This is a genomic window from Streptomyces sp. 2114.4 (assembly GCF_900187385.1).
GTDB classification, from domain to species: Bacteria; Actinomycetota; Actinomycetes; order Streptomycetales; family Streptomycetaceae; genus Streptomyces; species Streptomyces mooreae.
The window spans coordinates 2,964,762-2,989,095 of sequence record NZ_FYEY01000001.1 but is presented as its reverse complement, the minus strand read 5'-3'; the positions used below and the strand labels follow the sequence as shown (position 1 = coordinate 2,989,095).

The 24,334-nt window shown below is 72.2% G+C and carries 16 protein-coding genes; 9 read left to right on the top strand and 7 right to left on the bottom strand.

Annotated features, from left to right (window positions below; all coding sequences use genetic code 11):
- The first annotated feature begins 81 nt into the window (after positions 1-81).
- The gene (secA, locus tag CFW40_RS12920; RefSeq protein ID WP_088797926.1) at positions 82-2,907 is read left to right on the top strand and encodes a preprotein translocase subunit SecA; all 2,826 of its coding nucleotides are present in this window, start codon (positions 82-84) and stop codon (positions 2,905-2,907) included.
- 119 nt (positions 2,908-3,026) lie between these two features.
- Here the strand turns inward: secA and CFW40_RS36630 are convergent, their stop codons facing one another.
- A complete protein-coding gene (locus CFW40_RS36630) occupies positions 3,027-3,920 on the bottom strand; it encodes an Rv3235 family protein (protein WP_119098143.1) in 894 nt (297 codons plus the stop codon).
- 296 nt (positions 3,921-4,216) lie between these two features.
- Here CFW40_RS36630 and CFW40_RS12905 point away from each other — a divergent pair, with 296 nt between their 5' ends.
- The 3 genes from CFW40_RS12905 to CFW40_RS12895 all read left to right on the top strand — a co-directional run bounded on the left by CFW40_RS12905 (position 4,217) and on the right by CFW40_RS12895 (position 10,873).
- On the top strand, positions 4,217-4,723 hold the full coding sequence (locus CFW40_RS12905; protein WP_088797924.1) for a hypothetical protein: 507 nt from the start codon (positions 4,217-4,219) through the stop codon (positions 4,721-4,723).
- Between the two features lie 105 nt (positions 4,724-4,828).
- A complete protein-coding gene (locus CFW40_RS12900) occupies positions 4,829-5,494 on the top strand; it encodes an HAD family hydrolase (RefSeq protein ID WP_088797923.1) in 666 nt (221 codons plus the stop codon).
- Positions 5,495-5,917: 423 nt separating this feature from the next.
- Positions 5,918-10,873, top strand: a complete 4,956-nt coding sequence (locus CFW40_RS12895; protein WP_088797922.1) for an NAD-glutamate dehydrogenase — start codon at positions 5,918-5,920, stop codon at positions 10,871-10,873.
- A gap of 88 nt (positions 10,874-10,961) precedes the next feature.
- Here CFW40_RS12895 and CFW40_RS12890 read toward each other — a convergent pair whose 3' ends face one another.
- Positions 10,962-11,759, bottom strand: coding sequence for an ABC transporter ATP-binding protein (locus tag CFW40_RS12890; protein WP_088802081.1), 798 nt, complete (start codon positions 11,757-11,759; stop codon positions 10,962-10,964).
- A 31-nt stretch (positions 11,760-11,790) separates the two neighbouring features.
- Positions 11,791-12,726 (bottom strand): ABC transporter permease, encoded by a 936-nt coding sequence (locus CFW40_RS12885; protein WP_088797921.1) that lies wholly within the window; start codon positions 12,724-12,726, stop codon positions 11,791-11,793.
- 146 nt (positions 12,727-12,872) lie between these two features.
- Here CFW40_RS12885 and CFW40_RS12880 point away from each other — a divergent pair, with 146 nt between their 5' ends.
- Both CFW40_RS12880 and CFW40_RS12875 read left to right on the top strand, forming a co-directional pair.
- Complete coding sequence (locus CFW40_RS12880) at positions 12,873-13,496, top strand: TetR/AcrR family transcriptional regulator (RefSeq protein WP_088797920.1); 624 nt, start codon at positions 12,873-12,875, stop codon at positions 13,494-13,496.
- A gap of 374 nt (positions 13,497-13,870) precedes the next feature.
- Positions 13,871-16,030 carry a PIG-L family deacetylase gene (locus CFW40_RS12875; protein ID WP_256331490.1) on the top strand — a complete coding sequence of 720 codons (2,160 nt, stop codon included), beginning with the start codon at positions 13,871-13,873 and terminating at the stop codon, positions 16,028-16,030.
- Here the strand turns inward: CFW40_RS12875 and CFW40_RS12870 are convergent.
- Genes CFW40_RS12870 through CFW40_RS12860 form a run of 3 tightly spaced genes read right to left on the bottom strand, consistent with a single transcriptional unit; the run spans position 15,970 to position 20,231 of the window.
- Complete coding sequence (locus tag CFW40_RS12870; RefSeq protein ID WP_088797918.1) at positions 15,970-16,491, bottom strand: GtrA family protein; 522 nt, start codon at positions 16,489-16,491, stop codon at positions 15,970-15,972. The genes CFW40_RS12875 and CFW40_RS12870 overlap by 61 nt on opposite strands.
- Positions 16,491-17,477: a glycosyltransferase family 2 protein gene (locus CFW40_RS12865; protein ID WP_088797917.1), complete on the bottom strand. Its 987-nt coding sequence runs from the start codon at positions 17,475-17,477 to the stop codon at positions 16,491-16,493. The genes CFW40_RS12870 and CFW40_RS12865 overlap by 1 nt, the downstream gene beginning before the upstream one ends.
- Before the next feature lie 60 nt (positions 17,478-17,537).
- Positions 17,538-20,231, bottom strand: a complete 2,694-nt coding sequence (locus CFW40_RS12860) for a YfhO family protein (RefSeq protein ID WP_088797916.1) — start codon at positions 20,229-20,231, stop codon at positions 17,538-17,540.
- Between the two features lie 111 nt (positions 20,232-20,342).
- Between CFW40_RS12860 and CFW40_RS12855 the strand changes: the two genes are divergently transcribed.
- From CFW40_RS12855 to CFW40_RS12845, 3 genes are all read left to right on the top strand, one after another.
- On the top strand, positions 20,343-22,295 hold the full coding sequence (locus CFW40_RS12855) for a glycosyltransferase (RefSeq protein WP_088802080.1): 1,953 nt from the start codon (positions 20,343-20,345) through the stop codon (positions 22,293-22,295).
- A gap of 160 nt (positions 22,296-22,455) precedes the next feature.
- Positions 22,456-22,839, top strand: coding sequence for a hypothetical protein (locus tag CFW40_RS12850; protein ID WP_088797915.1), 384 nt, complete (start codon positions 22,456-22,458; stop codon positions 22,837-22,839).
- Positions 22,840-23,008: 169 nt separating this feature from the next.
- Entirely contained in the window at positions 23,009-23,281 is a 273-nt protein-coding gene (locus CFW40_RS12845; RefSeq protein ID WP_176956514.1) for a DUF1876 domain-containing protein, read from the top strand.
- A gap of 67 nt (positions 23,282-23,348) precedes the next feature.
- Here the strand turns inward: CFW40_RS12845 and galE are convergent, their stop codons facing one another.
- A complete protein-coding gene (gene galE, locus CFW40_RS12840; protein WP_088797913.1) occupies positions 23,349-24,326 on the bottom strand; it encodes a UDP-glucose 4-epimerase GalE in 978 nt (325 codons plus the stop codon).
- Positions 24,327-24,334: the final 8 nt, after the last annotated feature.

Here is a 24,334-nt window from a genome sequence, read left to right as displayed (position 1 = left end):
CGGCGGGGCCTGCCCCCTTGGAAAAATGCCGCGCCCGCGCACTCGACCGTGCAGGCCCGACCGGCAAGGAGACCAGCCCAAGTGTCCGTCTTGACGAAGATCATGCGTGCAGGCGAAGGAAAGATCCTGCGCAAACTGCACCGCATCGCGGGCCAGGTCAACTCCATCGAGGAGGATTTCGCCGCGCTCTCCGACGCTGAGCTGCGGGCGCTCACGGATGAGTACAAAGAGCGCTACGCCGACGGCGAGAGCCTTGATGACCTGCTGCCCGAGGCGTTCGCCACGGTCCGTGAGGCCGCCAAGCGCGTGCTCGGCCAGCGGCACTACGACGTCCAGTTGATGGGCGGCGCGGCCCTTCACCTGGGGTATGTGGCCGAGATGAAGACCGGTGAGGGCAAGACCCTGGTCGGTACCCTCCCGACGTATCTCAATGCGCTGTCCGGCAAGGGCGTCCACCTGATCACGGTGAACGACTACCTGGCCGAGCGCGACTCCGAGATGATGGGCCGGGTCCACAAGTTCCTGGGTCTGACCGTCGGTTGCATCCTCGCCGACATGACCCCGGCCCAGCGTCGTGAGCAGTACAACTGCGACATCACCTACGGCACGAACAACGAGTTCGGCTTCGACTACCTGCGTGACAACATGGCCTGGTCGCAGGACGAACTCGTCCAGCGGGGCCATAACTTCGCGGTGGTCGACGAGGTCGACTCGATCCTCGTCGACGAGGCCCGTACGCCGCTGATCATCTCCGGCCCGGCGGACTCGGCCACCAAGTGGTACGGCGACTTCGCCAAGTTGGTGCGCCGCCTGAAGCGGGGCGAGGCCGCCAACCCGCAGCGCGGCATCGAGGAGACCGGCGACTACGACGTCGACGAGAAGAAGCGCACCGTCGGCATCCACGAGTCCGGTGTCAGCAAGGTCGAGGACTGGCTGGGTATCGACAACCTGTACGAGTCGGTCAACACCCCGCTCGTCGGTTACCTCAACAACGCGATCAAGGCCAAGGAGCTCTTCAAGAACGACAAGGACTACGTCGTCATCGACGGCGAAGTCATGATCGTCGACGAGCACACCGGCCGTATCCTGGCCGGCCGCCGCTACAACGAGGGCATGCACCAGGCCATCGAGGCGAAGGAAGGGGTGGAGATCAAGGACGAGAACCAGACCCTCGCCACGATCACCCTGCAGAACTTCTTCCGCCTCTACGACAAGCTCTCCGGCATGACCGGTACGGCCATGACCGAGGCCGCCGAGTTCCACCAGATCTACAAGCTCGGCGTCGTCCCGATCCCGACGAACCGCCCGATGGTCCGTATGGACCAGGCGGACCTGATCTACCGCACCGAGACCGCGAAGTTCGACGCGGTCGTCGAGGACATCGTCGAGAAGCACGGGAAGGGCCAGCCGATCCTGGTCGGCACCACCTCGGTCGAGAAGTCCGAATACCTCTCCCAGCAGCTCAACAAGCGCGGTGTCGCCCATGAGGTGCTGAACGCCAAGCAGCACGACCGTGAGGCGCCGATCATCGCGCAGGCCGGCCGCAAGGGCGCCGTGACGGTCGCCACGAACATGGCCGGCCGTGGTACGGACATCAAGCTCGGCGGCAACCCCGACGACCTGGCCGAGGCGGAGCTGCGCCAGCGCGGCCTGGACCCGGTCGAGCACGTCGAGGAGTGGGCGGCCGCGCTGCCCGCCGCCCTGGAGCGCGCCGAGGCCGCGGTCAAGGCGGAGTTCGAGGAGGTCAAGGAGCTCGGCGGGCTCTACGTCCTGGGCACCGAGCGGCACGAGTCGCGGCGCATCGACAACCAGCTGCGCGGTCGCTCCGGCCGTCAGGGCGACCCGGGCGAGTCGCGGTTCTACCTCTCCCTGGGCGACGACCTGATGCGGCTGTTCAAGGCGCAGATGGTCGAGCGGGTCATGGCGATGGCCAACGTCCCCGACGACGTACCGATCGAGAACAAGATGGTGACGCGGGCGATCGCCTCCGCCCAGTCGCAGGTCGAGCAGCAGAACTTCGAGACGCGGAAGAACGTCCTGAAGTACGACGAGGTGCTGAACCGCCAGCGTGAGGTCATCTACGGCGAGCGCCGCCGCGTCCTGGAGGGCGAGGACCTGCAGGAGCAGATCACGCACTTCATGGAGGACACCATCGACGCCTACATCCAGGCGGAGACGGTCGAGGGCTTCGCCGAGGAGTGGGACCTGGACCGCCTGTGGGGCGCGTTCAAGCAGCTCTACCCGGTCAAGGTGACGGTCGAGGAGCTGGAGGACGAGGCCGGCGACCGCGCGGGCCTCACCGCCGAGTTCATCGGCGACGCCATCAAGGACGACATCCACGAGCAGTACGCCGCCCGCGAGGAGCAGCTGGGCTCGGACATCATGCGGGAGCTGGAGCGCCGGGTCGTGCTGTCCGTCCTGGACCGCAAGTGGCGTGAGCACCTCTACGAGATGGACTACCTCCAGGAGGGCATCGGCCTGCGGGCGATGGCCCAGAAGGACCCGCTGGTCGAGTACCAGCGCGAGGGCTTCGACATGTTCACCGCGATGATGGAGGGCATCAAGGAGGAGTCCGTCGGCTACCTGTTCAACCTGGAGGTACAGGTCGAGCAGCAGGTCGAGGAGGTCCCGGTGGAGGAGGCGGCGGAGCCGGCCTCGCTGGACGAGCAGGAGGCGGTGCCCGCGGCTGCCGGGCGTCCGGAGATCCACGCCAAGGGCCTGGAGGCGCCGCAGCGGCCGGACCGGCTGCACTTCTCCGCCCCCAAGGTGGACGGTGACGGCAGCGTCGTCGAAGGCGACTTCATCAGCGACGAGGAGGCGGTGCCGGCCCGTTCCGAGTCGGACGGTCTGACCCGTGCCGAGCGTCGTAAGGCCCAGAAGAGCGCTGGGCGTCGCCGTAAGAAGTGAGCGAGAAGGCGGCCCGGGCAGCTGATGCCTCAGCCGTGTGAACGAGGGCGCCCCGGCCGGAGAACGGCCGGGGCGCCCTCGTGCTGCCGGGCGGGGCGTCAGCCGCGCTGCCGGGCAGGTCAGGACGCCGGGCCGCTGACGGCCGGGGACGGGCCGATGTCGAGGGCGGCGCAGCGCCACCGGGAGTCGGCGCCCAGCTCCAGTCGGAAGGCCAGGGCCCGCAGCCGTCCGTCCGCCGCGATCCGGGCGAAGGCCTCGATGACGCCGCGGCACGGCCGGCACAGGCCGCAGTCGCGCACGGTGGGGGCCTCGCCGCGCCGGCCGGACGCCGTGACCGGCCGCAGCGGCGCCTGCGGCGCGAGCTCCGCCAGCCGGTCGTACGCGGCGGGCAGGGCATGCCCCAGCAGGGCGTGGACGGGGCGCTGCCCGCTGAGTGCGAGCACCAGCTGATGGGCGAACCAGTGATGCGGCCGGCTCTCGTGTGCCCGGCGCCGTGCCCCGGCGGTGGGCAGGGGGGCACCGGCCGCGTTCACGGGCGTGGCCGGGGCCGGAGTGCCGGTCCGCCGGCTCGCGGCCGCGGCCAGGGCGGCGGGGCGGCCGGGGCGCGGGCCGCCGCGGGTGGGGCCGCGGCCTGCGGAGCCGGGGCCGCGGTGCCTCGGACCGGTGCCCCGGCCGGGCGCGCCGGGGCCGCTCCCGGCGGGGCCGAGGGGGCGGCGGTCGGTCGGAGTGCGGTGGTCGGCCGGGGAGCGGCGGGGCCGGGGGACCGTGGGGGCCGCTCCCGGTGCCCCGGCGGGGCGGGGGCGGGCGCGAGGGCCGCCGGCGTCGCCCGTGGAGGGCACGGGCGCGGTGTCGGCCGAGGGAGCGGGCGTGGTGCCGGCGGACGCGGCAGGCGTGGGGCCTGCGGGCGGAGCGGACGGCGTGGACGGAGCGGGCGTCCGGGGCCGCTCCGGGTGCTCGCTGCCCGCGGCTGTGGTGGGTGTGGTGTGCGCCGTGGTGCCGTTCGTGCCGGTCATGCTGCTGATCGCCCCCGCTGTGCCGGGCCCGTGAATTACTGGGCGGTAGCTTTCTTGGTGGGGAACTTCGTATCGGCGTGATCGGGGCGGCAGCAAGGCGCGAAGAGGCCGGGATGACGGGTGCGACGAGTTCACCCGTCCGTGGTGCGGGCCTGCGGCGAGGCCTCGGGAGCGGGGTGGAAGCCGGGTTCCGGGCGGGCGGCCCGGGGAGTGCCGGGGCGGCACGATGGGGGACTCGCGCCCGTATGCTGGCGGGACAATCTTCGGAGTCGAGCGAACGAGCGGAAGCGGCTGCCATGCGCGTCTATGTCCCCCTGACCCTTTCCGGTCTCGCAGAGGCGCACAAGAACGGCGAACTGGGCCCGGGCCCCTTGGATGCGTACGCCGTCACGCCCGCGCTGCGCGAGTGGTACGTCTCGGACGACATCGAGGAGCTGGAGTACGCCGCGCTGAACCGCGCCGCGCAGGCCTCGCTGCGGCTGCTCGCCGGGCACCCGGACCTCGCGCGGCGGCGCGTGGTGGTGGCCGTGGACGTGGCGGACGGCGCCGCCGTGGCGGATCCGGACCGGGGGCTCGACCAGTCGTCGCTGGGCGAGGTGCGGGTCGCCGGGCCGGTGCCGTTGTCGAAGGCCGCCGCGGTGCATGTGGATGCCGCGGACGCGGAGGCGGACATCGCGGCGGCCGCGGCGGCGCTGGGCGCGGCGGACCAGGGTGATGACGATGCGCAGTTCACGGTGGACGGCGCGGAGGACCACGACCTGATGTGGTTCGGGGTGCAGGAGATCCCGCATCTGGTCGGCTGAGGGCACAGGTCCGCGGCTCCGGCTCGGCGGAGTCGGCGCCGTTGTCAGTGGCGGCGGGTACTTTTTCTTCAGGGGAAACGCACGGGGAACGACGTGGGGGACCACATGGGGAAGCGCGCGACACACATCGTCTGGGACTGGAACGGCACCCTGTTCCATGACATCGACGCCGTCATCGGGGCGACGAACTCCGCCTTCGCGGAGATCGGGCTGGAGCCGATCACCCTCGAGACGTACCGGGACCTGTACTGCGTGCCCATTCCGCGGTTCTACGAGCGGCTGATGGGACGCCTGCCGACGGACGCCGAGTGGCTGGTGATGGACGAGGCGTTCCACCGTCACTACGCCACGCACCGCGTGGGATGTGAGCTCGCCGAGGGCGTGGAAATGCTTCTGGAGGGGTGGCAGACGGCCGGACGCAGCCAGTCGATCCTGAGCATGTACGGGCATGACGAGCTGCTGCCGATCGTGCGCGGCTTCGGGATCGAGTCGCGGTTCGTGCTGGTGGAAGGCAGGACCGGGCCGTCCGGGGGCACCAAGAGCGCGCATATGGTGCGGCATCTGGCGGCGATGGAGGGCGTGGATCCGGCGCGTACGGTGGTGATCGGCGACGCCGTGGACGATGCCGTGGCCGCGCGGGACGCGGGTGCGCATGCGGTGCTCTACACGGGCGGATCGCACAGCCGGGGGAGCCTGGCGGCCGCCGGGGTGCCGGTGGTGGACACGCTCGCAGAGGCGGTCGAGCTGGCGGGCGAGATAGCCGTCCAGTGATCGCCCAGGGGGCCTGTTTCCGCAGTCCCGGGGTGCAGGGCGGCACGGACGCCACGCACATTCCGCCCCGCCGCGCCGTTGTCCAGAAGGTCTAAGTTCGGGCCGAGGATTTGTACGTACAAGGCCCATGACGGCACCCGCGTGGGGAGCGATAGCCTTGCACCGTGATCAGCGCGATAACCCGCGGGGGCATCGAGGCCCCTGCCGTGCGCCCGGGGCACCACCGTGACCGGGCGGCCGCTGGTCTTTGCGGCCGACACTCCCCGTCGACTTCGTCAAAAACCGTCGATAGCGGCACGGCCCTCTCTCATCGCGGCATAGCGTCGACAGCGACGGGACACCTCGCGTCGCGGCGGCGTTGTGCGGCTTCCATCACGTTCTTCCACAACGTCACGCAACGGCGCGCGACAGGAGCCAGAGGACATGCAGACCAAGCTGGACGAAGCCAAGACCGAGCTGCTCGCCAGGGCCGCCCGGGTCGTAGAGAGCAGCCCGGCCGGGGGTAAGCACCCGGTACGGGGGCTCGACCCGGACACCCTTGCGGGATACCTCCAGCGCTACTACCTGCACACCGCGCCCGAGGACCTGACCGGCCGCGACCCGGTCGACGTCTTCGGCGCCGCGCTCTCCCACTACCGCCTCGCGGAGATGCGTCCTCAGGGCACCGCGAACGTCCGGGTGCACACCCCGACGGTCGAGGAGAACGGCTGGACCTGCAGCCACTCCGTCGTCGAGGTCGTCACCGACGACATGCCGTTCCTGGTCGACTCGGTCACCAACGAGCTCTCCCGGCAGGGCCGCGGCATCCATGTCGTGATCCACCCGCAGGTGATCGTCCGCCGTGATGTCACCGGCAAGCTCATCGAGGTCTTCGACTCCAGCTGCGACGCGCACAGCAAGAACGGCAAGGGCGCGAAGCTGCCGCACGACGCGGTCACCGAGTCCTGGATCCATGTCGAGATGGACCGCGAGACCGACCGCGAGGACCTGAAGCAGATCACCGCGGATCTGCTGCGGGTGCTGTCCGACGTCCGTGAGGCCGTCGAGGACTGGGAGAAGATGCGCGCCGCCGCCGGCCGTATCGCCGACGCGCTGCCCGCCGAGCCGATCGCCGACGATCTGCGCGGCGAGGACATCGAGGAGGCCCAGGAGCTGCTGCGGTGGCTGTCCGCCGACCACTTCACCTTCCTCGGCTACCGCGAGTACGAGCTGGCGTCGGTGCCCGGTGAGGGCGGCGTCGACGAGGACGTGCTGACCGCCGTGCCCGGCACGGGCCTGGGCATCCTGCGCGCCGACCCGCCGCACCACGAGAGCGCCGACGGCCACCCCGTCTCGCCGTCCTTCAACCGGCTGCCCGCGGACGCCCGCGCCAAGGCCCGTGAGCACAAGCTGCTCATCCTGACCAAGGCCAACAGCCGCGCCACCGTCCACCGCCCCTCCTACCTCGACTACGTCGGCGTCAAGAAGTTCGACGCCGAGGGCAATGTCATCGGTGAGCGGCGCTTCCTGGGCCTGTTCTCCTCGGCCGCGTACACCGAGTCCGTGCGCCGCGTCCCGGTCATCCGCCGCAAGGTCGCCGAGGTCCTGGAGGGCGCCGGGTTCAGCCCCGACAGCCACGACGGCCGCGACCTGCTGCAGATCCTGGAGACCTACCCGCGCGACGAGCTGTTCCAGACGCCCGTCGACGAGCTGCGGTCCATCGCCACCAGCGTCCTCTACCTGCAAGAACGCCGCCGGCTGCGGCTCTACCTCCGCCAGGACGAGTACGGCCGCTACTACTCCGCGCTGGTCTACCTCCCGCGCGACCGCTACACCACCGCGGTGCGGCTGCGCCTGATCGACATCCTCAAGGAAGAGCTCGGCGGCACCAGCGTCGACTTCACCGCTTGGAACACCGAGTCGATCCTCTCCCGGCTGCACTTCGTCATCCGGGTCGAGCCCGGCGCCAGCCTTCCCGAGCTCACCGACGCCGCCGCCGACCGCCTCGAAAGCCGGCTGGTGGAGGCCGCCCGCTCGTGGGCCGACGGCTTCGCCGAGGCGCTGACCGCCGAGGTCGGCGAGGAGCGCGCCGCCGAGCTGCTGCGCCGCTACGGCCACGCCTTCCCCGAGGGCTACAAGGCCGACAACAGCCCGCGCAGCGCCGTCGCCGACCTCCAGCACCTGGAGAAGCTCACCGGTGAGCCGGGCAAGGACTTCTCCGTGAGCCTCTACGAGCCTGTCGGTGCGGGCCCCGGCGAGCGCCGTTTCAAGATCTACCGCAGGGGCGAGCCGGTCTCGCTGTCCCGGGTGCTGCCCGGTCTGAACCGCCTGGGCGTCGAGGTCGTCGACGAGCGCCCGCACGAGCTGCGCTGCGCCGACTCCACCATCGCCTGGGTCTACGACTTCGGGCTGCGGATGCCCGAGCACGTCAAGGGCGACGACGCCCGCGAGCGCTTCCAGGACGCGTTCACCGCGGTGTGGACCGGCGCGGCCGAGAGCGACAACTTCAACACGCTGGTGCTGCGGGCGGGCCTCAACTGGCGCCAGGCGATGGTCCTGCGGGCCTACGCCAAGTACCTGCGGCAGGCCGGTGCGACCTTCAGCCAGACGTACATGGAGGACACCCTCTCCAACAACGTCCACACCACCCGGCTGCTGGTCTCCCTCTTCGAGGCGCGGATGTCCCCCGGCCGGCAGCGGGCCGGCACGGAGCTGACCGACGCCCTGCTGGAGGAGCTGGACGCCGCGCTCGACCAGGTCGCCTCCCTGGACGAGGACCGGATCCTGCGCTCCTTCCTCACCGTCATCAAGGCGACCCTGCGCACCAACCACTACCAGAAGGACAGCCAGGGCCGGCCGCACGCCTACCTGTCCCTGAAGCTGGACCCGCAGGCCATCCCCGACCTGCCGGCGCCCCGCCCGGCGTACGAGATCTGGGTGTACTCCCCCAAGGTCGAGGGCGTCCACCTCCGGTTCGGCAAGGTCGCGCGCGGTGGTCTGCGCTGGTCGGACCGCCGGGAGGACTTCCGTACGGAGATCCTGGGCCTGGTCAAGGCGCAGATGGTCAAGAACACCGTCATCGTGCCGGTCGGCGCCAAGGGCGGCTTCGTCGGCAAGCAGCTCCCGGACCCCTCGCAGGACCGGGACGCCTGGCTCGCCGAGGGCATCGCCTGCTACAAGACCTTCATCTCCGGTCTGCTGGACATCACCGACAACCTCGTCGGCGGCGAGGTCGTCCACCCGCAGAACGTCGTGAGGCACGACGAGGACGACACCTACCTGGTCGTCGCCGCCGACAAGGGCACCGCGACGTTCTCCGACATCGCCAACGAGGTCGCCGAGTCGTACGGCTTCTGGCTCGGTGACGCCTTCGCCTCCGGCGGCAGCGCCGGCTACGACCACAAGGGCATGGGCATCACCGCCCGCGGCGCCTGGGAGTCGGTCAAGCGCCACTTCCGCGAGCTGGACCACGACACCCAGACCGAGGACTTCACCGCGGTCGGCGTCGGCGACATGTCCGGTGACGTCTTCGGCAACGGCATGCTGCTCAGTGAGCACATCCGGCTGGTCGCCGCCTTCGACCACCGGCACATCTTCATCGACCCGAACCCGGACGCGGCGACCTCCTACGCCGAACGCCGCCGGCTCTTCGAGCTGCCCCGTTCCTCCTGGGCGGACTACAACACCGAGCTGCTGTCCCAGGGCGGCGGCATCCACCCGCGCTCGGCCAAGTCCATCCAGATCAACGCGCAGGTGCGGGCCGCCCTCGGCATCGACGCCGGGGTCAAGAAGATGACGCCCGCCGACCTGATGCGGGCCATCCTCAAGGCGCCGGTCGACCTGCTGTGGAACGGCGGCATCGGGACGTATGTGAAGTCCTCGGCGGAGACCGACGCCGATGTGGGCGACAAGTCCAACGACGCCATCCGGGTCAACGGCGAGGACCTGCGGGTCAAGGTCGTCGGCGAGGGCGGCAACCTGGGCCTGACCCAGCTGGGCCGGATCGAGTTCGCCATGGCCGGCGGCAAGATCAATACGGATGCGATCGACAACAGCGCCGGTGTGGACACCTCCGACCACGAGGTGAACATCAAGATCCTGCTCAACGCCGTGGTCGCGGACGGCGACATGACCGTCAAGCAGCGCAACAAGCTGCTGGCCGAGATGACCGACGAGGTCGGCGCGCTGGTGCTGCGCAACAACTACGCGCAGAACACCGCACTGGCACTGGCCCTTGCCCAGTCCTCCAGCATGCTCCACGCCCAGCAGCGCTTCATGCGCCGCCTGGTGCGCGACGGCGACCTCGACCGGGCGCTGGAGTTCCTGCCCGCCGACCGGCAGATCCGTGAGCGGCTGAACGCCGGGCGCGGGCTGACCCAGCCCGAGACCGCGGTGCTCCTGGCGTACACCAAGATCACGGTGTCCGAGGCGCTGATCCAGACCGGGCTGCCGGACGATCCCTACCTCCAGCGGCTGCTGCACGCCTACTTCCCCTCGGCGCTCCACGAACGCTTCGCCGAGCAGGTCGACGGCCATGCGCTGCGCCGCGAGATCGTCACGACGGTGCTGGTCAACGACACCGTCAACACCGGCGGTACGAGCTTCCTGCACCGGATGCGGGAGGAGACCGGGGCCTCCCTCGAAGAGGTCGTGCGGGCGCACACCGCGGCCCGTGCGATCTTCGGGCTGAACCAGGTCTGGGACGACGTCGAAGCGCTCGACAATGTCGTCGCGGCCGAGGTCCAGACCCGGATCCGGCTGCACTCGCGGCGGCTGGTCGAGCGCGGCACCCGCTGGCTGCTCAACAACCGCCCGCAGCCGCTGGAGCTGTCGGAGACCATCGGCTTCTTCGCCGAGCGGGTCGCCGGGCTCTGGAAGGAGCTGCCGAACCTGCTGCAGGGCACCGACCTGGAGTGGTTCCAGACGATCCTGGAGGAGCTGACCGCCGCGGGCGTGCCCGAGGCGCTGGCCGTCCAGGTGTCCGGCTTCTCGTCGGTCTTCCCGGCGCTGGACATCGTCGCCGTCGCGGACCGGATGGGCAAGGAGCCGCTGGCTGTCGCCGAGGTCTACTACGACCTGGGCGAGCGGCTGCGGATCAACCAGCTCCTCGACCGCATCCTGGAACTGCCGCGCAGCGACCGCTGGCAGTCGATGGCCCGCGCCTCGATCCGCGAGGACCTGTTCGCGGCCCATGCGGCGCTGACCGCTGACGTGCTGTCGGTGGGCAACGGCACCTCGACGCCGGAGCAGCGGTTCAAGGCCTGGGAGCAGGCCAACGCCGCGATCCTCAGCCGCGCGCGGGCGACGCTGGAGGAGATCTACGGCTCGGAAGGGTTCGACCTGGCGAACCTGTCCGTGGCCATGCGCACGATGCGGACGCTGCTGCGCACCCACAGCTGACGCCCGCGCCAGGGCTGACGCCCGCACCACGGCGAACGGCCCCGGAAGCCCATGCTTCCGGGGCCGTTCCCGTTCACGGAGACACCGCCTAGCGGTGCGCCTCGTAGGCCTTGATGACCTCGTCCGTCGGGCCGTCCATCAGCAGCTCGCCGTGTTCCAGCCACAGGGTCCGGTCGCAGGTGTCGCGGATGGATTTGTTGTTGTGGCTGACGAGGAAGACGGTGCCGGCTTCCTTGCGCAGTTCGCGGATGCGGGCCTCGGAGCGCTTCTGGAAGCTGCGGTCGCCGGTGGCCAGGGCCTCGTCGATCATCAGGACGTCGTGGTCCTTGGCCGCGGCGATGGAGAACCGCAGGCGGGCGGCCATGCCGGAGGAGTAGGTGCGCATCGGCAGCGAGATGAAGTCGCCCTTCTCGTTGATGCCGGAGAAGTCGACGATGCCGTCGTAGCGCTCGCGGACCTGTTCGCGGCTCATGCCCATGGCCAGGCCGCCCAACAGGACGTTCTTCTCGCCGGTCAGGTCGTTCATCAGGGCCGCGTTGACGCCCAGCAGCGAGGGCTGGCCGTGGGTGTAGACCTTGCCGCGCTCGGCGGGCAGCAGGCCGGCGACCGCCTTGAGCAGCGTCGACTTGCCCGAACCGTTGGAGCCGATCAGGCCGATCGACTCGCCGCGGTAGGCGGTGAAGGAGACGCCCTTGACCGCGTGCACCTCGCGTACCCCCGTGGAGGGCTTGCGGCGCACGATGCGGTTCAGCGCCGCGGTGGCGCTGCCCTTGCCCGCGCCGGTGCCGTAGACGCGGTAGACGATGTGCAGATCGTCCGCGATCACCGTGGGGACGCGGGCCTCGGCGGCCTGTGCCGGGCGGGTGCCGTTCGTGCGCTCGGCCATGTCCGTACCGTTCCTCTGTTCCGTCATGACCTCAGCCACGTCCGTACCGCTCCTCGGCCTTCCAGAAGTACACAAAGCCCACGACACCGGCCAGCAGGGCCCAGCCGGCCGCGAACGCCCAGACGTGCGGCGGCAGCTGGTTCGCCTTGAAGCTGTCGATCAGGGCGAAGCGCATCAGGTCGATGTAGACCGCGGCGGGGTTGCCGTTCAGCAGCATCACCACGAACTGCGGGAGGTGCTTGCCCTGGAGGATCACGCTGATGCTGAACATCACGCCGGAGGCGTACATCCAGGTCCGCATGATGAAGGGCATCAGCTGCGCCAGGTCCGGGGTTTTAGCCCCCATCCGGGCCATGGCCATCGCCAGGCCGGTGTTGAAGACGAACTGCAGCGCCAGTGCCGGGACGGCCAGCAGCCATGACCAGGTCGGGACCTGCCCGAAGCAGAGCAGGATGACCACGAGCACGCCCATGGAGTACAGCAGCTGCTGGAGCTGTGCCAGGCAGAACGAGATCGGCAGACAGGCCCGCGGGAAGTGCAGCGCGCGGACCAGGCCGAGGTTGCCGGAGATCGCCCGGGTGCCGGCCATCACCGAGTTCTGCAGGAAGGTGAAGATGAAGACGCCGGTCACCAGGAACGGGACGAAGTCGTGGACGCCTCGCTTGGTGCCGATCAGCACACCGAAGATCAAGTAGTAGACGGCCGCGTTCAGCAGGGGGGTCAGGACCTGCCAGAGCTGGCCGAGCTTGGCGGTGGTGTACATCGCGGTGAGCTTGGCGCTGGCGAACGAGGTGATGAAGTGCCGCCGGTGCCACAGCTGACGGGTGTACTCCGGCAGCGAGGGGCGGGCGCCGCTCACCGTGAGGCCGTGACGTTCGGCCAGCGCGCGCAGCTCGGGATCGGGAGAGGCGCCGGGGGCGGGCGCCCGGGCGGGCGTCGGGGCCGGGGGCGCGAGGGTCTGGGGCATGGAGGAGGCCGCTTTCGCTTGCGTACGGGGGCGGGGGAACGAGAACGGAGCCATACGACGGAACGGGGCCGTATCGTCGCGACGTCGACACTAAAGGGTGCTCACGTCGAAACGCAACCGTAGCGTCGTGACGCTATGCTCAAGGCATGGCACCAGACGGCAGCGGGAACCAGTCCGCGGCGGCGCGCCGGACCCCGGCAGGCGCCGCCGTACTACGCGAGGACAAGACCGAGGCGATCCGTGCCGCGGTCTTCGAGGAGCTTGCCGCGGTGGGCTTCGCCCGGATGTCGATCGAGGGCATCGCACGGCGGGCGGGCGTGGGCAAGACCGCCGTCTACCGGCGGTGGCGCTCCAAGCTGCACCTCGTGCTCGATGTGGTCTCCGCGGTGGCCGCGGCGGGGATGCCGACGCCGGACACCGGCTCGCTGGCCGGCGACGTACGGATGCTGCTGGAGGTCGCGGCCCGCGCGCTGCGGCACCCGATGGCCTCGCAGATCATTCCGGACCTGCTGGCGGAGGCGGCCCGCAGCCCCGAGCTGGCGGGTGCGCTCAAGGCCGCGCTCCACGACAGTCAGGAGGGCGTCGCCACGGCGATGGTGGCGCGTGCCGTCGAACGCGGGGAGATCCCGGCCGGAGCGGACGGCCGGCTGGCCCTGGATCTGCTGACCGGGCCGCTGTACTGGCGGCTGCTGGTCGTCCGCGACGAGGTGCCCAAGGGGTATCTCGACGCGCTGGCGGCCTCGGTGGTGGCGGCGCTCGGGGCGGAGTGAGGGCGGGGGCGTCGGCGGGTGCCCGGCGGGCCGGTCGCCGGTGGGCCGGTCGTCGGCGGGCGAGTCGCCGGTGGGTTGCCGGCGGGGCCCTTAGGGCGGGGGCGAACGGATCCCGTAGGGGGTGCGAGGCCCCCTTTCGGGCCACAACGAGGCGGGGCGGGGCGGGTATTCCCTGGGGCGGTGCATCTGGGGGAGCGGGCGCAGGCCCGGATGCTTGCCTCGTCCGAAAGTTCCGGGGTGCTCGTCATGGATCTGGTCAAGTAGGGAGTTTCGGGGCGAGTGCGGTCTCCGGTCGCCCGAATACTGAGTGTGTGTCACCCACGCACCCGCCCCGTTTATCCCGCCGCCGGCTGCTCCAGGCCACCGGCGCCGGTGTGCTCGCCGCGACGGCGGGCGTGGGCGTCTGGGCCCGGCTGTCGGACGACGGCGCCCCGACGGCCGGCCCTGAGGGCTCCGGGCGGCCGCTGACGGATCCGGCGGACCAGTCCTTCCTGCAGATCATCGCGCATGCCGATGACGGTCTGTACTTCATGAACCCCGATCTGGAGCAGTCGCTGCGCAGCGGGGCGCGCTCGGTCACCGTCTGCCTCACCGGCGGCGAGGCGGACGGCCGTAACGTCAGCCCGCGTGCCCACGACGCCGCCCGGGCTCCCCAGGACCGGGCCGCCTTCTCCCGGGCGCGGGCCAACGGCCTGCGCGCCGCCCATGCCGCGATGGTCACCGGCGACCCGGCCGCCCGCTGGGACGTCGCGGCGCTCTCCCTGCTCCCCGGCTTCGAGGTGGAGATCCAGACGCTGCGCGCCGCCCCGCAGCACCAGCTGATCTTCGTGGGGCTGGTGGAGGCCAGGGCCGTCTGGCAGGCCCGGGCGAGGAGCCTGCGCGGGCTGTGGCTGGGCGCCACCGGCACCCTCCCCACGCTGCGCCCCGCCGGAACCCCCGTGCAGCGGCGCTTCCACTACACCCGCGACCAGGTCATCCAGACCCTGGTGGCGGTGCTCGACCGGGCCGCGCCCACGGTCGTGCGCACCCTGGACCCGAACGCGGTGCACTCCCCGGAGCGGCCGCCGGCCACCGCGGACCACGACCCCCGCCTGGCCGGGCTGCGCTACTACGACCACCAGGACCACACCGCCTCCGCCCACTTCGCCGAGGCCGCGCTGACCGCGTACGGGGGCCGCGGCCGTCCGGCGATCGTGGAGAACTACCTCGGCTACGAGGACGGGGTGCTGCCCCACGACCTCGACCTCGCCGCCGCCCGCCGCAAGGCCCGGCTGCTGTCGGTCTATGGCTGGGCCGACCACCGCGCCTGCGGCGACCCGGCGGGCTGCGGGGACCGCAAGGTGGGCGGCTCGGCGCTGGACGGCAGCTCCCGCAACTGGACCCGCAGCACCCGGCTGCGCGCACCCGGCTCCAACGCCTGGCTGCGCCCGGCCGCGGACGGCCGCCTCACCGCCTTCGCGGTGCTGGGCGGGGCGGCGTACTGCTGGGCGGAGACCCGTCCGGGCAGCGGGAGCTTCGGCGCGCCGGTGCCGGTCGGCGGTGCGCTGCTGCAGGGGCAGATCCAGGTCGTGCGCCGCCCCGGCGGTGCGCTCCAGCTGTTCGCCTTCCGCACCGTGCTGCCGGGCCGCAACGCCGCCCACCGCCGCGAGCTGCTGACCGCACCGCAGACCGGCACCACCGCGGACGGCGTGCCCGTCTTCGCGCGCTGGGAGTCGCTGGGCTCGCCGGATCCGGACCCGGTCCGGTCGCTGGAGACCGGCTTCCCGGCGGCGGTGGCCGGCCCGGACGGCACGGTGCATGTCTTCGTCCGCACCTGGGACGGCAATGTCGCCCACCGCGGCGGCCCGCACGGCAGGCACTTCTCGCCGTGGCAGCGGCTGGAGGGGCCGGTCAGCACGCTGACGACCGCACCGCGGATCATCGACGGGCTGGATGCCTGCGTGGACTCCGAGGGGCTGATCCATCTGGCCGCGCCGACCGCCGGGACCGTGCAGCACTGGGTGTCGAAGGAGCCGGGGCACCTCCCCCGGCCGGCCGCGGCCACCGGGCTGCCGCAGCCAGGCGGCCCGGTCAGCCTCGTCCCGGTGGCCGACGGCGCGGTGCGGGCCGTCTTCCGGCGCTCGGTCACCGCCCAGGTCCTGATCGCCGAGCGGCAGCGGATGGTGGGCGCCTGGCGGGTCTCGGCGCGCTGCCCGGCGGTCGGCGGCTACGGGCGGGTGGCGGCGGCGCCGGTCGGCAGCGGCGGCCGGATGGTGCTCGCGGCGCGCGATGACGCAGGTGAGGTACGGATGGCGATGGCCCAGGACGGCGCAGGGCCCTGGCAGCGGGGCCGGGTGGCGCATACGGCGGCGGCCGGCGTCGCCCAGGACGCCGTGGGGCGGGCGGTGGTGGTCGCGCTGGGCCTCGACGGCAGGCTGTACACGGCGCGCCAGACGTCGGTCGGGCCGTCGGTGCGGTTCGGGGGCTGGCGGGCTCAGGCGGGTCCGCCGGCGCGGGCGGGCGGCGGTTCGGCCCGAACGGTGGGACCGGGCTGAGGGGTGGGACCGGCCGGGGTGGCGGAGCCGGTCCGGGCGGAGCGCTCCGCCCGGGTGCGGCGCCCGGTCCGGGCGGGCGGGCGCAGGATGCGGCGGGAGAGAAGGTAGCTGAAGGGGAGCGCGCACAGCGCCGCCACCAGCGGCGCCACCGTGGTGCTCAGCCGGCACCAGCCCACCAGCGCCACCAGGCCCGCGCTCTGCACCCCGTAGTTGGTGACCTGGGTCAGCGGGAAGAGCAGAAACTTCGTCCAGGTCGGGCGGGTGCGGTAGGTGACGTAGGTGTGCAGGAAGAACGAGCCGGTCATGCTCGCCACGAAGGCGGCGGTGTAGGCCGCGAAGTACGGCAGCAGGTGGTGCAGCGCCAGGTAACAGGCGGAGAACGTCAGGGTGTTGACCCCGCCGACGGCGGCGAAGCGCACGATCCGGCCCCCGGGGCGGCCGGACGTCGGCGAAGCGCGCATCAGCGGGCCCGCGCACCGGCGGTGGCGGAGTCCGCCGGACCGGGGACGGGCGCCGCGGCGGGAACGGCGGCGCTGCTCTCCTTGACCAGGAAGTGCGGCCGCCCCTTGGCCTCGTAGTAGATCCGCCCGATGTACTCGCCGATCAGCCCGAGCATCACCATCTGCAGCCCGCCCAGGCCCACCACGATGGCCACCAGCGTCACATACCCCGGCGCGGTGACGCCGCCGACGAGGGCCGCGCCGACGATCCACAGGGTGTAGAGGGCGGCGAGCGAGGCCAGGCCGAGCCCGGCGTAGAGGGCCCGCCGCAGGGGGTGGCAGTTGAAGGAGAGCATGCCGTCGATGCCGTAGTTGACCAGCGAGCCGAGGCGCCACTTCGTCTCGCCGGCCTCCCGGGCGGCATTGCGGTAGTCGAAGGTGACGGTGTCGAAGCCGATCCAGGAGAACAGGCCCTTGGAGAAGCGGTTGTACTCCGGCAGCGAGAGCAGCGCGTCCACCGCCTTGCGCGACAGCAGCCGGAAGTCGCCCACCCCGTCGGTGAGTTCGACATCGACCCACTTGTTGACGGCGCGGTAGTAGAGCCTGCTCAGCGCCGTCCGCAGCCGCCCGTCGCCGGTCCGGCTGCGCTTGGCGACGACCTGGTCGTGGCCGAGCTGGTAGAGGTCGAGCATCGTCTCAATCAGGCCGGGCGGATGCTGCAGATCGGCGTCCATGAGGATCACCGCGTCGCCGGTCGCCGCCCGCAGGCCGGCCAGTATGGCGGGCTCCTTGCCGAAGTTACGGCTGAAGGAGAGGTAGTGGGTGGTACCGCGGTGCTGCTGGGCCAGACCCCGCAGCCGGGCCAGGGTGCCGTCGGCGCTGCCGTCGTCGACGTACCACAGCTCGTACTCGACGGCGAGCCCGGCGAGGACCGCGCGGACCGTCTCGTCGAAACGGCTCAGGACGGCCTCTTCGTTGTAGCAGGGGACGACGATGGAGAGCTTCATGAGCAGGCCTTTTCGCCGGGGGTCAGGGGCGGCTCAGACACCGTCCCCTGGAAGGTAATTCTACAAATCTGCTGGTTTGTCATGGTGTGTCCGGCGTGGCGTGGTGAGGCGGAGGCGCCACCGGCCGCTGGCGCTCGCCGCCACCCCGGCCAGCGCCAGCGCCGCCGCGCCGCCGGCCGCAAGCCCCGTGTGCAGGCCCGGCGGCAGGTAGGAGCACGACAGCCGGGTGGCGCCCTGGCCCAGCGGGACGGCCAGCAGACCGCCGAACGCGTACGGCGCGTGCAGCGGTCCGCCGTCCACCGAACAGCCCCAGCCCGGGACGGCGGGCAGCGCCAGCACCGCACTGCCCCTGCTGCCCGGACGCAGCCGGGCCGTCAGCCGGTGGCCGCCGGCGGTCAGTTCCACCGGGCCGCGGGCGCGCAGCGCGTGCACCGCCGCCGTCAGCCGTCGCCCGGACAGGCAGCCGATCGCCCGTTCCGGGAGGTGCTGCCGCCCGTGACCGGTGAAGCGCACCGCCACCGTGCCGTCCGCCGGCACCCGGCCCAGGATCCGCAGCGGATTCGCGGTGACGTCCCCGCTGCCCGTCCCCGTCGTGCGCACGCCCAGGCCGCTGACCTCCCCGGAGAACCAGGGGGCGTACCACAGGGCGGTGCTGCCCGGCGTGCACCGCACGGTGAAGGTGGTTCCGGCGCCGGCCGCGCCGTCGCCGTTCGCGCCCCCGCCCTTCGCGCTCGTGGCCTTCGGGCCCCCGCCGCCCGCTCCCGCGCCCGCCCGTCGCGCGCCGGGCAGCAGCCAGCCGTCACGGTCGCGCAGCGGGGCCTCGCCCGCGGTGGGCCTCAGGGCCGGCACCTCGTACACGGCGGCGCCCAGCACCCGCTCCTGACGCGCGAAGACGGTCTCCTTGCCGGCGGCGCGCGGCAGGGCGTCCCGTACGGTCAGCAGCGGGGCCGGACGCGCCGGATGCGGGGTGAACAGGGCGCGGTCCTCCGGCACCGCGGAGAGATAGCTGCCGACGCCCATGAGCGCCCGGCCCACCGGGTCCTCGAAACTGAGGGTGTGACGGCCCCTCATGTACCAGCCGGCGCCCAGGCCCCGCAGGGTGCGGGCGGTGGCCGCGGGCGCGAAGCTGCTGTAGTACGAGCCGCCCTCGCCGCCGATCAGCAGCGGGTCGTTGTTGGCGAACTCGTGCGGGCCCGGGTCGGTGCGGCTGCGCGGCCAGTCGGCGCGGGCCAGCAGCCCGTCCCGGGCGGTCAGCGACGGGCCGGTGAACGTGATCTTGGGCTGGAACCAGGCGATCGCGCCCCGTGCCGCGGTCACCGACAGCGCCGTGTACGCCGAGCCCAGCAGGACCGTGCCGGTCAGCGCGGCGAGGGCGGCGGCCCGGGTGCGGGGGGTGCGCGACCTGCCGAGCACGGCCAGCCCCAGGAGGGCCGGCACACCGCCGCCGGCCACCAGGATCCAGGTGTCGGTGCCGATGGCGCCCTGGTCGCGGCTGAGCCACGCGAGCAGCGCGACCGCCGCGGCGCCCGCGGCCAGTTCGCGCAGGCGCGGGTGGTGCGCCAGCGCCAGCCAGGAGATCATCACGAGGATGCCGCTGAGCACGAAGGCGGCGCGGTACGGACTGCCGTTGGGCAGCGCGAAACCGTGCCACAGCAGGACCGTCGGCTCCTGGACGAAGGAGACGGCGACGCCCGCCGCCAGGACGCACCAGCCCACGCGCACCCGCAGCGGCACGGCCCGCACGAACGGGAAGACGGCCACCAGCAGCAGCCCGAGGACTCCGATGGAGATGTTGGGGACCGGCGCCCCCGGGTGGCCGCCCGGCAGTAACTGTGCCCACTGGTCGAGCGGCGGCGGCCGGTCGTCGTAGGACACCGCGGGCGCGGGCTGGGCGGCCCGGCTGGCCGCCAGGGTGACCGTCAGCACGGGCGCGGCGAGCAGAATGCCGGTCAGCGCCATCGAGGCCGCGCGGGCCAGCGCCCGCAGCCTCGCGCGCCACGGCATCGCGGGGGCCGTCAGCAGCCGCACCACCAGCACCAGTGCCATCGCCAGGGTCGCCATCGCGGCCGTGTAGAAGTTGCCCGCCCAGGCGAGGGCGACCAGCAGCGTGCCCGCCACCCAGCGGGTGCGGCGCAGACACCAGTCCGCGGCGATCCCGGTCAGGGGCAGCGCCACCAGGCCCCACATCCACATCGGGTCGGCGAAACCGTCGTTCAGCACCCAGGCGCACAGCCCGTACCCCACCGACAGCAGCGCCCGCAGCGGACCGGAGCCCGGCCGCAGCCGCCCGAGGAAGACGGTCATCAACGCGGCACCCAGGCCGATGCTGAACAGGGTGACCAGGAAGACCGGCAGGTCGGCCAGCGCACGGGGGAAGAGCCCGACGAGCCAGGAGAAGGGGTTCATCAGGTAGGCGAAGAAGTCGGCGAGGAACGGCACGCCGTAGCCGCTGCTCCAGTTGAAGAACAGATCGCCGCTGGTGGTGCCGTGCAGCAGGTCCCACAGCCGGGCGTGGAACGGGACGAACTGATTGCCCAGGTCGTTGACGGCGCGTGAGCGCGGGCCGAAGGGGTAGCTGCCGTAAAGGGTGAGCGCGAGGCAGTACGCCCCCATGGACAGGGCCGCCGCGAGCCAGGGTGCCGTCCGCTGTCCGAGGGAGGTGTCCGCTGCGGCCGGGCGTTCACCTACGGGAAGAGGCCGGGCAACCTCCAGGGGCCGGACCGCCTCTTGTGGGGTGGCGGGCGTCGGAGCCACCGGCACTCCTCCACGATCGGCGAACGTTCACCCCACGTTATATGTCTTAATCACCCCCTTTGCCTGGCCGGTACGCCGGGCATTTCGGGGAATGCGGAAAGAGTGGAGGGCATGGTGCCCGTTCCTGACGACCTCGTGGCCACGGCCGGTGACGGACCGGATGCCACGGCGACGCCGACCGTCTCCGTGATCGTGCCGGTGCACAACACCCGGCGCTACCTCGACCGCAGCCTCGGCTCGGTCTTCGCGCAGACCCTGGACCGGCGCCGGATCGAGGTGATCGCGGTCGACGACGGCTCCACCGACGGCAGCGCCGAGTGGCTGGACGAACAGGCCGCCCTGCACCCCCACCTGACCGTGCTGCGCCAGGCGGCCTCGGGCGGTCCGGGCAAGCCCCGCAACGCCGGGCTGGACCGTGCCACCGGCGACTACGTCTTCTTCCTCGACTCCGACGACCGGCTCGCCCCCGCGGCGCTGGCCCGGCTCGTCCACATGGCCGAGCGGTGCGGCTCGGACGTCGTCTACGGCCGGATCGCCGGCGCCGAGGGCCGCTCCGCCCCCGTCGACCTGCGCACCACCAGCGACCAGGTCTCCGTCTTCGACTCCCCGGTCTACTGGTCCCTGGCCGCCTTCAAGCTCTTCCGCCGCTCCTTCCTCGAAGAGCACCGGCTGCGTTTCGTCGAGGGCCGGCTGCTGGCCGAGGACCTGCCCTTCGGCATCGCCGCCCTGCTGCGCGCCAGGACCGTCTCCGTCCTCGCCGACCAGGACTGCTACTACCTGCACGGCCGCGACGACGACAGCAACGCCAGCCGCCAGGACATCGACTGGTGCGAATACCTCGACTACATCGGCACCGTCCTCGACGGCCTCGCCGCCGAGGTCCCGCCCGGCGAACAGCGCGACAAACTGATGATCCGGCACTTCCACGGCGAGATACTCATGCCCTTCGGGGCCGCCTACCTCGCCCGCGACGCGGCGGACCGGCACGCGATGGCCGCGGCCGCCCGCCCGCTCGTCGAGCGCTACCTCACCGACCGCGTCCAGGACGCTCTGCCGCCCCGGCTCCGGCTGCGTGCCCACTGCCTGCGCGCCGGGCTCGACGAAGCCCTGACCGCCGTCGTCCGGGCCGACACCGAGCGGCAGCCCGACCCGCCGCGCCTCGTCGACGGCCGCGTCTACGCCGGATACCCCCACTTCCGCGACCCGCAGCACCCCCTCCCCGACGCCTGCTACGACCTCACCGACCGTGTGGTACTGCGCCAGCGCCTGATCCGCTGGGGCTGGGTCGGCGGCGTCCTGCACCTGCGGGGCACCGCCGGCCTGCCCCTGCTCGGCGGCGACACCGTCGAGGTCCAGCTGCAGCGCAGCGGCGCCGTCCACCGCGTCCCGGCGCGGTACGCGGACGGCACCTGGCAGGCCGCCGTCGACCCGGCGACCGCCGCGGACGGCGGGCCGCTGATCGACGGCATCTGGGGCCTCAAGATCGCGGTCACCGCCCACGGCGGACCGGGCGCCGAGGGGCCCGCCTTCCGCCGCGAGGCCTGGCTGGCCCCGGAAGGCGGGGCGAACGGGCGCGAGTGCACACCGCGGATCGCCGGCCGGGGCCCGGCCGGCCCGGCCGTCGCCGCGCTCTTCCTCTCCGAGCCGCACGGCCATCTCCACCTCGACCTGGACAAGGCCGGGGCCCGCCGCCCGCTCGGCGGCGACCTGCGCGGCACCGCGCACCGCACCCGTGCGGGGCGGGCCACCCTCGCCGCGCACCTCACCCTGCCCGGCTGCCCCGTGGACGCCGGGCTGCGGCTGGTCCTCCACGACGCGACCCGCACCGTGGCGCTGCCCACCACGGTCGAACGCGGCGCGGACGACCACTACACCGTGCGCTCCGTGCTGCGCGGCGGCCCCCCGGGCACCTGGCGGGTGTCCCTGCGGGTGACCGCGGGCCCGCTCCGAAGCGACCTGCCCCTCCGGACGGCCGGCGGCCGGGCCGGCGAGCGGACGCCGCTGACGCTCACCGTGCCCGGCGCCACCCTCCCCAGGAGGGTGCTGCGCCGCTTGCGCGGCTGACGGCTGACGTCCGGCACCAGGGCCGGGCCCCTTCGGCCACCGCCGAAAATCCTTGTGCGTGCCGCCCCCGCGGGACGAGGCTGACCCACCATCAGGCACCTGTCACGGTGCACCCGCGACGACCATCTCGCGGGGCCGAAGGACCAAGGGGGAACGTCACATGTCCGTATGGAAGCGAGCCGGAATGGCGGCCATGGCCGTCGCTGCGCTGATCGTCCCGGCGGGGGCGGTCGTCGGGACGGCCGGAACGGCGGCGGCCGCGGCGGGGGGCACCGTCCAGGGCTGCCCCTACGGCGCGGTCTGCATCTATCCGCAGAACGCCGGATGGAACGGCGGCCACCCGTCGCTCTTCTACTACAGCTACGGGGCGCACAACCTCAGCAACCAGGTCGGGACGCACCGCATCTACAACAACCAGTCCGGGGGCGCGACCATGCGGACCTGCACGGGCTACAACGGCACGGGATGCCAGGGCTACCTCTCGCCCGGCTACTACATCGACAAGGACCTCACACCGATCAACTCGATCACCCTCCAGCCGTAGACGGCCGTGGTCGGCCGTAGCCGGCCCACAGGCGGCCGGGCGGCATGAGCGCGCCCGGGGCGGAGTCCGGCCGCGGACCCGCCCCGGGCGCTGCCGTGCCGCCACGGGCGCCGTGCGAGGGCCGCCCGCCGGGCGCACGCTGGAAGCAGGGGCTCCGGAGGTGATCGTGATGCTGCAGACCGTTGTCGGATGGCATGTCGACATGGAATTCGAGGAGGACACCCACCGCACCCGCGCCGCGGCGCTCGTACGGCTCCCCGACGGAACCGAGGTACGGGCCCACGGCTACGCCAGCCGCCACCCCGTCGACTCCAACCAGCCGCGGGTCGGCGAGGAGGTCGCGGGAGCCAGAGCGCTCAACGAACTGGCGATGAAGCTGCTGACCAAGGCGCACGACGAGATCGACGAGGCCTCGGGCCGGACGTCGCACCCGCTGACCTGACCGGCGCCCGCCCCGGCCCCGATCCGCGCACCCCGGCCGCCGGCCGGCCGGGGCCCGCGGCCCGCGCTCAGCCCTGCGGACGGTGGTGCTGCCAGCCGGCCCAGGCCGAGGTGATCATGTCGCGCACGTCGTGGCGGGCCTTCCAGCCCAGCTCCGCGGCGATCCGGTCGGCGGCCGCGACCACCCGGGCCGGGTCGCCCGCACGGCGCGGGGTGACCTCGGCGGTGACGCCCGCATGCCCGGTGATCTCGGTGATCAGATCCACCATCTCGCGCACCGAAACGCCCTCACCGCGCCCGATGTTCAGCGTCAGATCGCGCACCGGACCCGGCTCGGCGAGCTTGCGGGCCGCCGACACATGGGCCTCGGCGAGATCCGCGACATGGATGTAGTCGCGGATGCAGGTGCCGTCGGGGGTGTCGTAGTCATCGCCGAAGATCCGCGGCGCCGCACCCTCGGTGAGCTTTTCGAAGACCATCGGGACGATGTTGAAGACCCCGGTGTCCGCCAGCTCGGGGGTGGCCGCCCCGGCGACGTTGAAGTAGCGCAGACAGGCCGTGCTGATGCCGTGCGCCTTCCCCGCCGCACGCGCCATCCACTCGCCGACCAGCTTGGTCTCGCCGTACGGGTTGATCGGGGTGCAGGGCGTCTCCTCGGTGACCAGGTCGACATCCGGCATGCCGTAGACCGCCGCCGAGGAGGAGAACACCAGCCGGCCGACACCGCCCGCGGCCATCGCCTCCAGCAGCGTCTGCAGCCCGTGCACGTTCTCGCGGTAGTAGTGCAGCGGCATCTCGACGGACTCGCCGACCTGCTTCTTGGCGGCCAGATGCACCACGTCGGTGATGCCGTGCTCGGCGAGGGTGGCATCGAGCAGCGCGCGGTCGAGCGTGGAGCCGACGACCAGGGGGACGCCCTCCGGGATCCGGGCGGCCACACCCGTCGTCAGATCGTCGAACACGACGACGCTCTCGCCGGCCTCACGCAGGGCCCGTACGACATGGGCGCCGATGTAGCCGGCACCACCCGTGATCAAGTAAGACATAGTGCCCA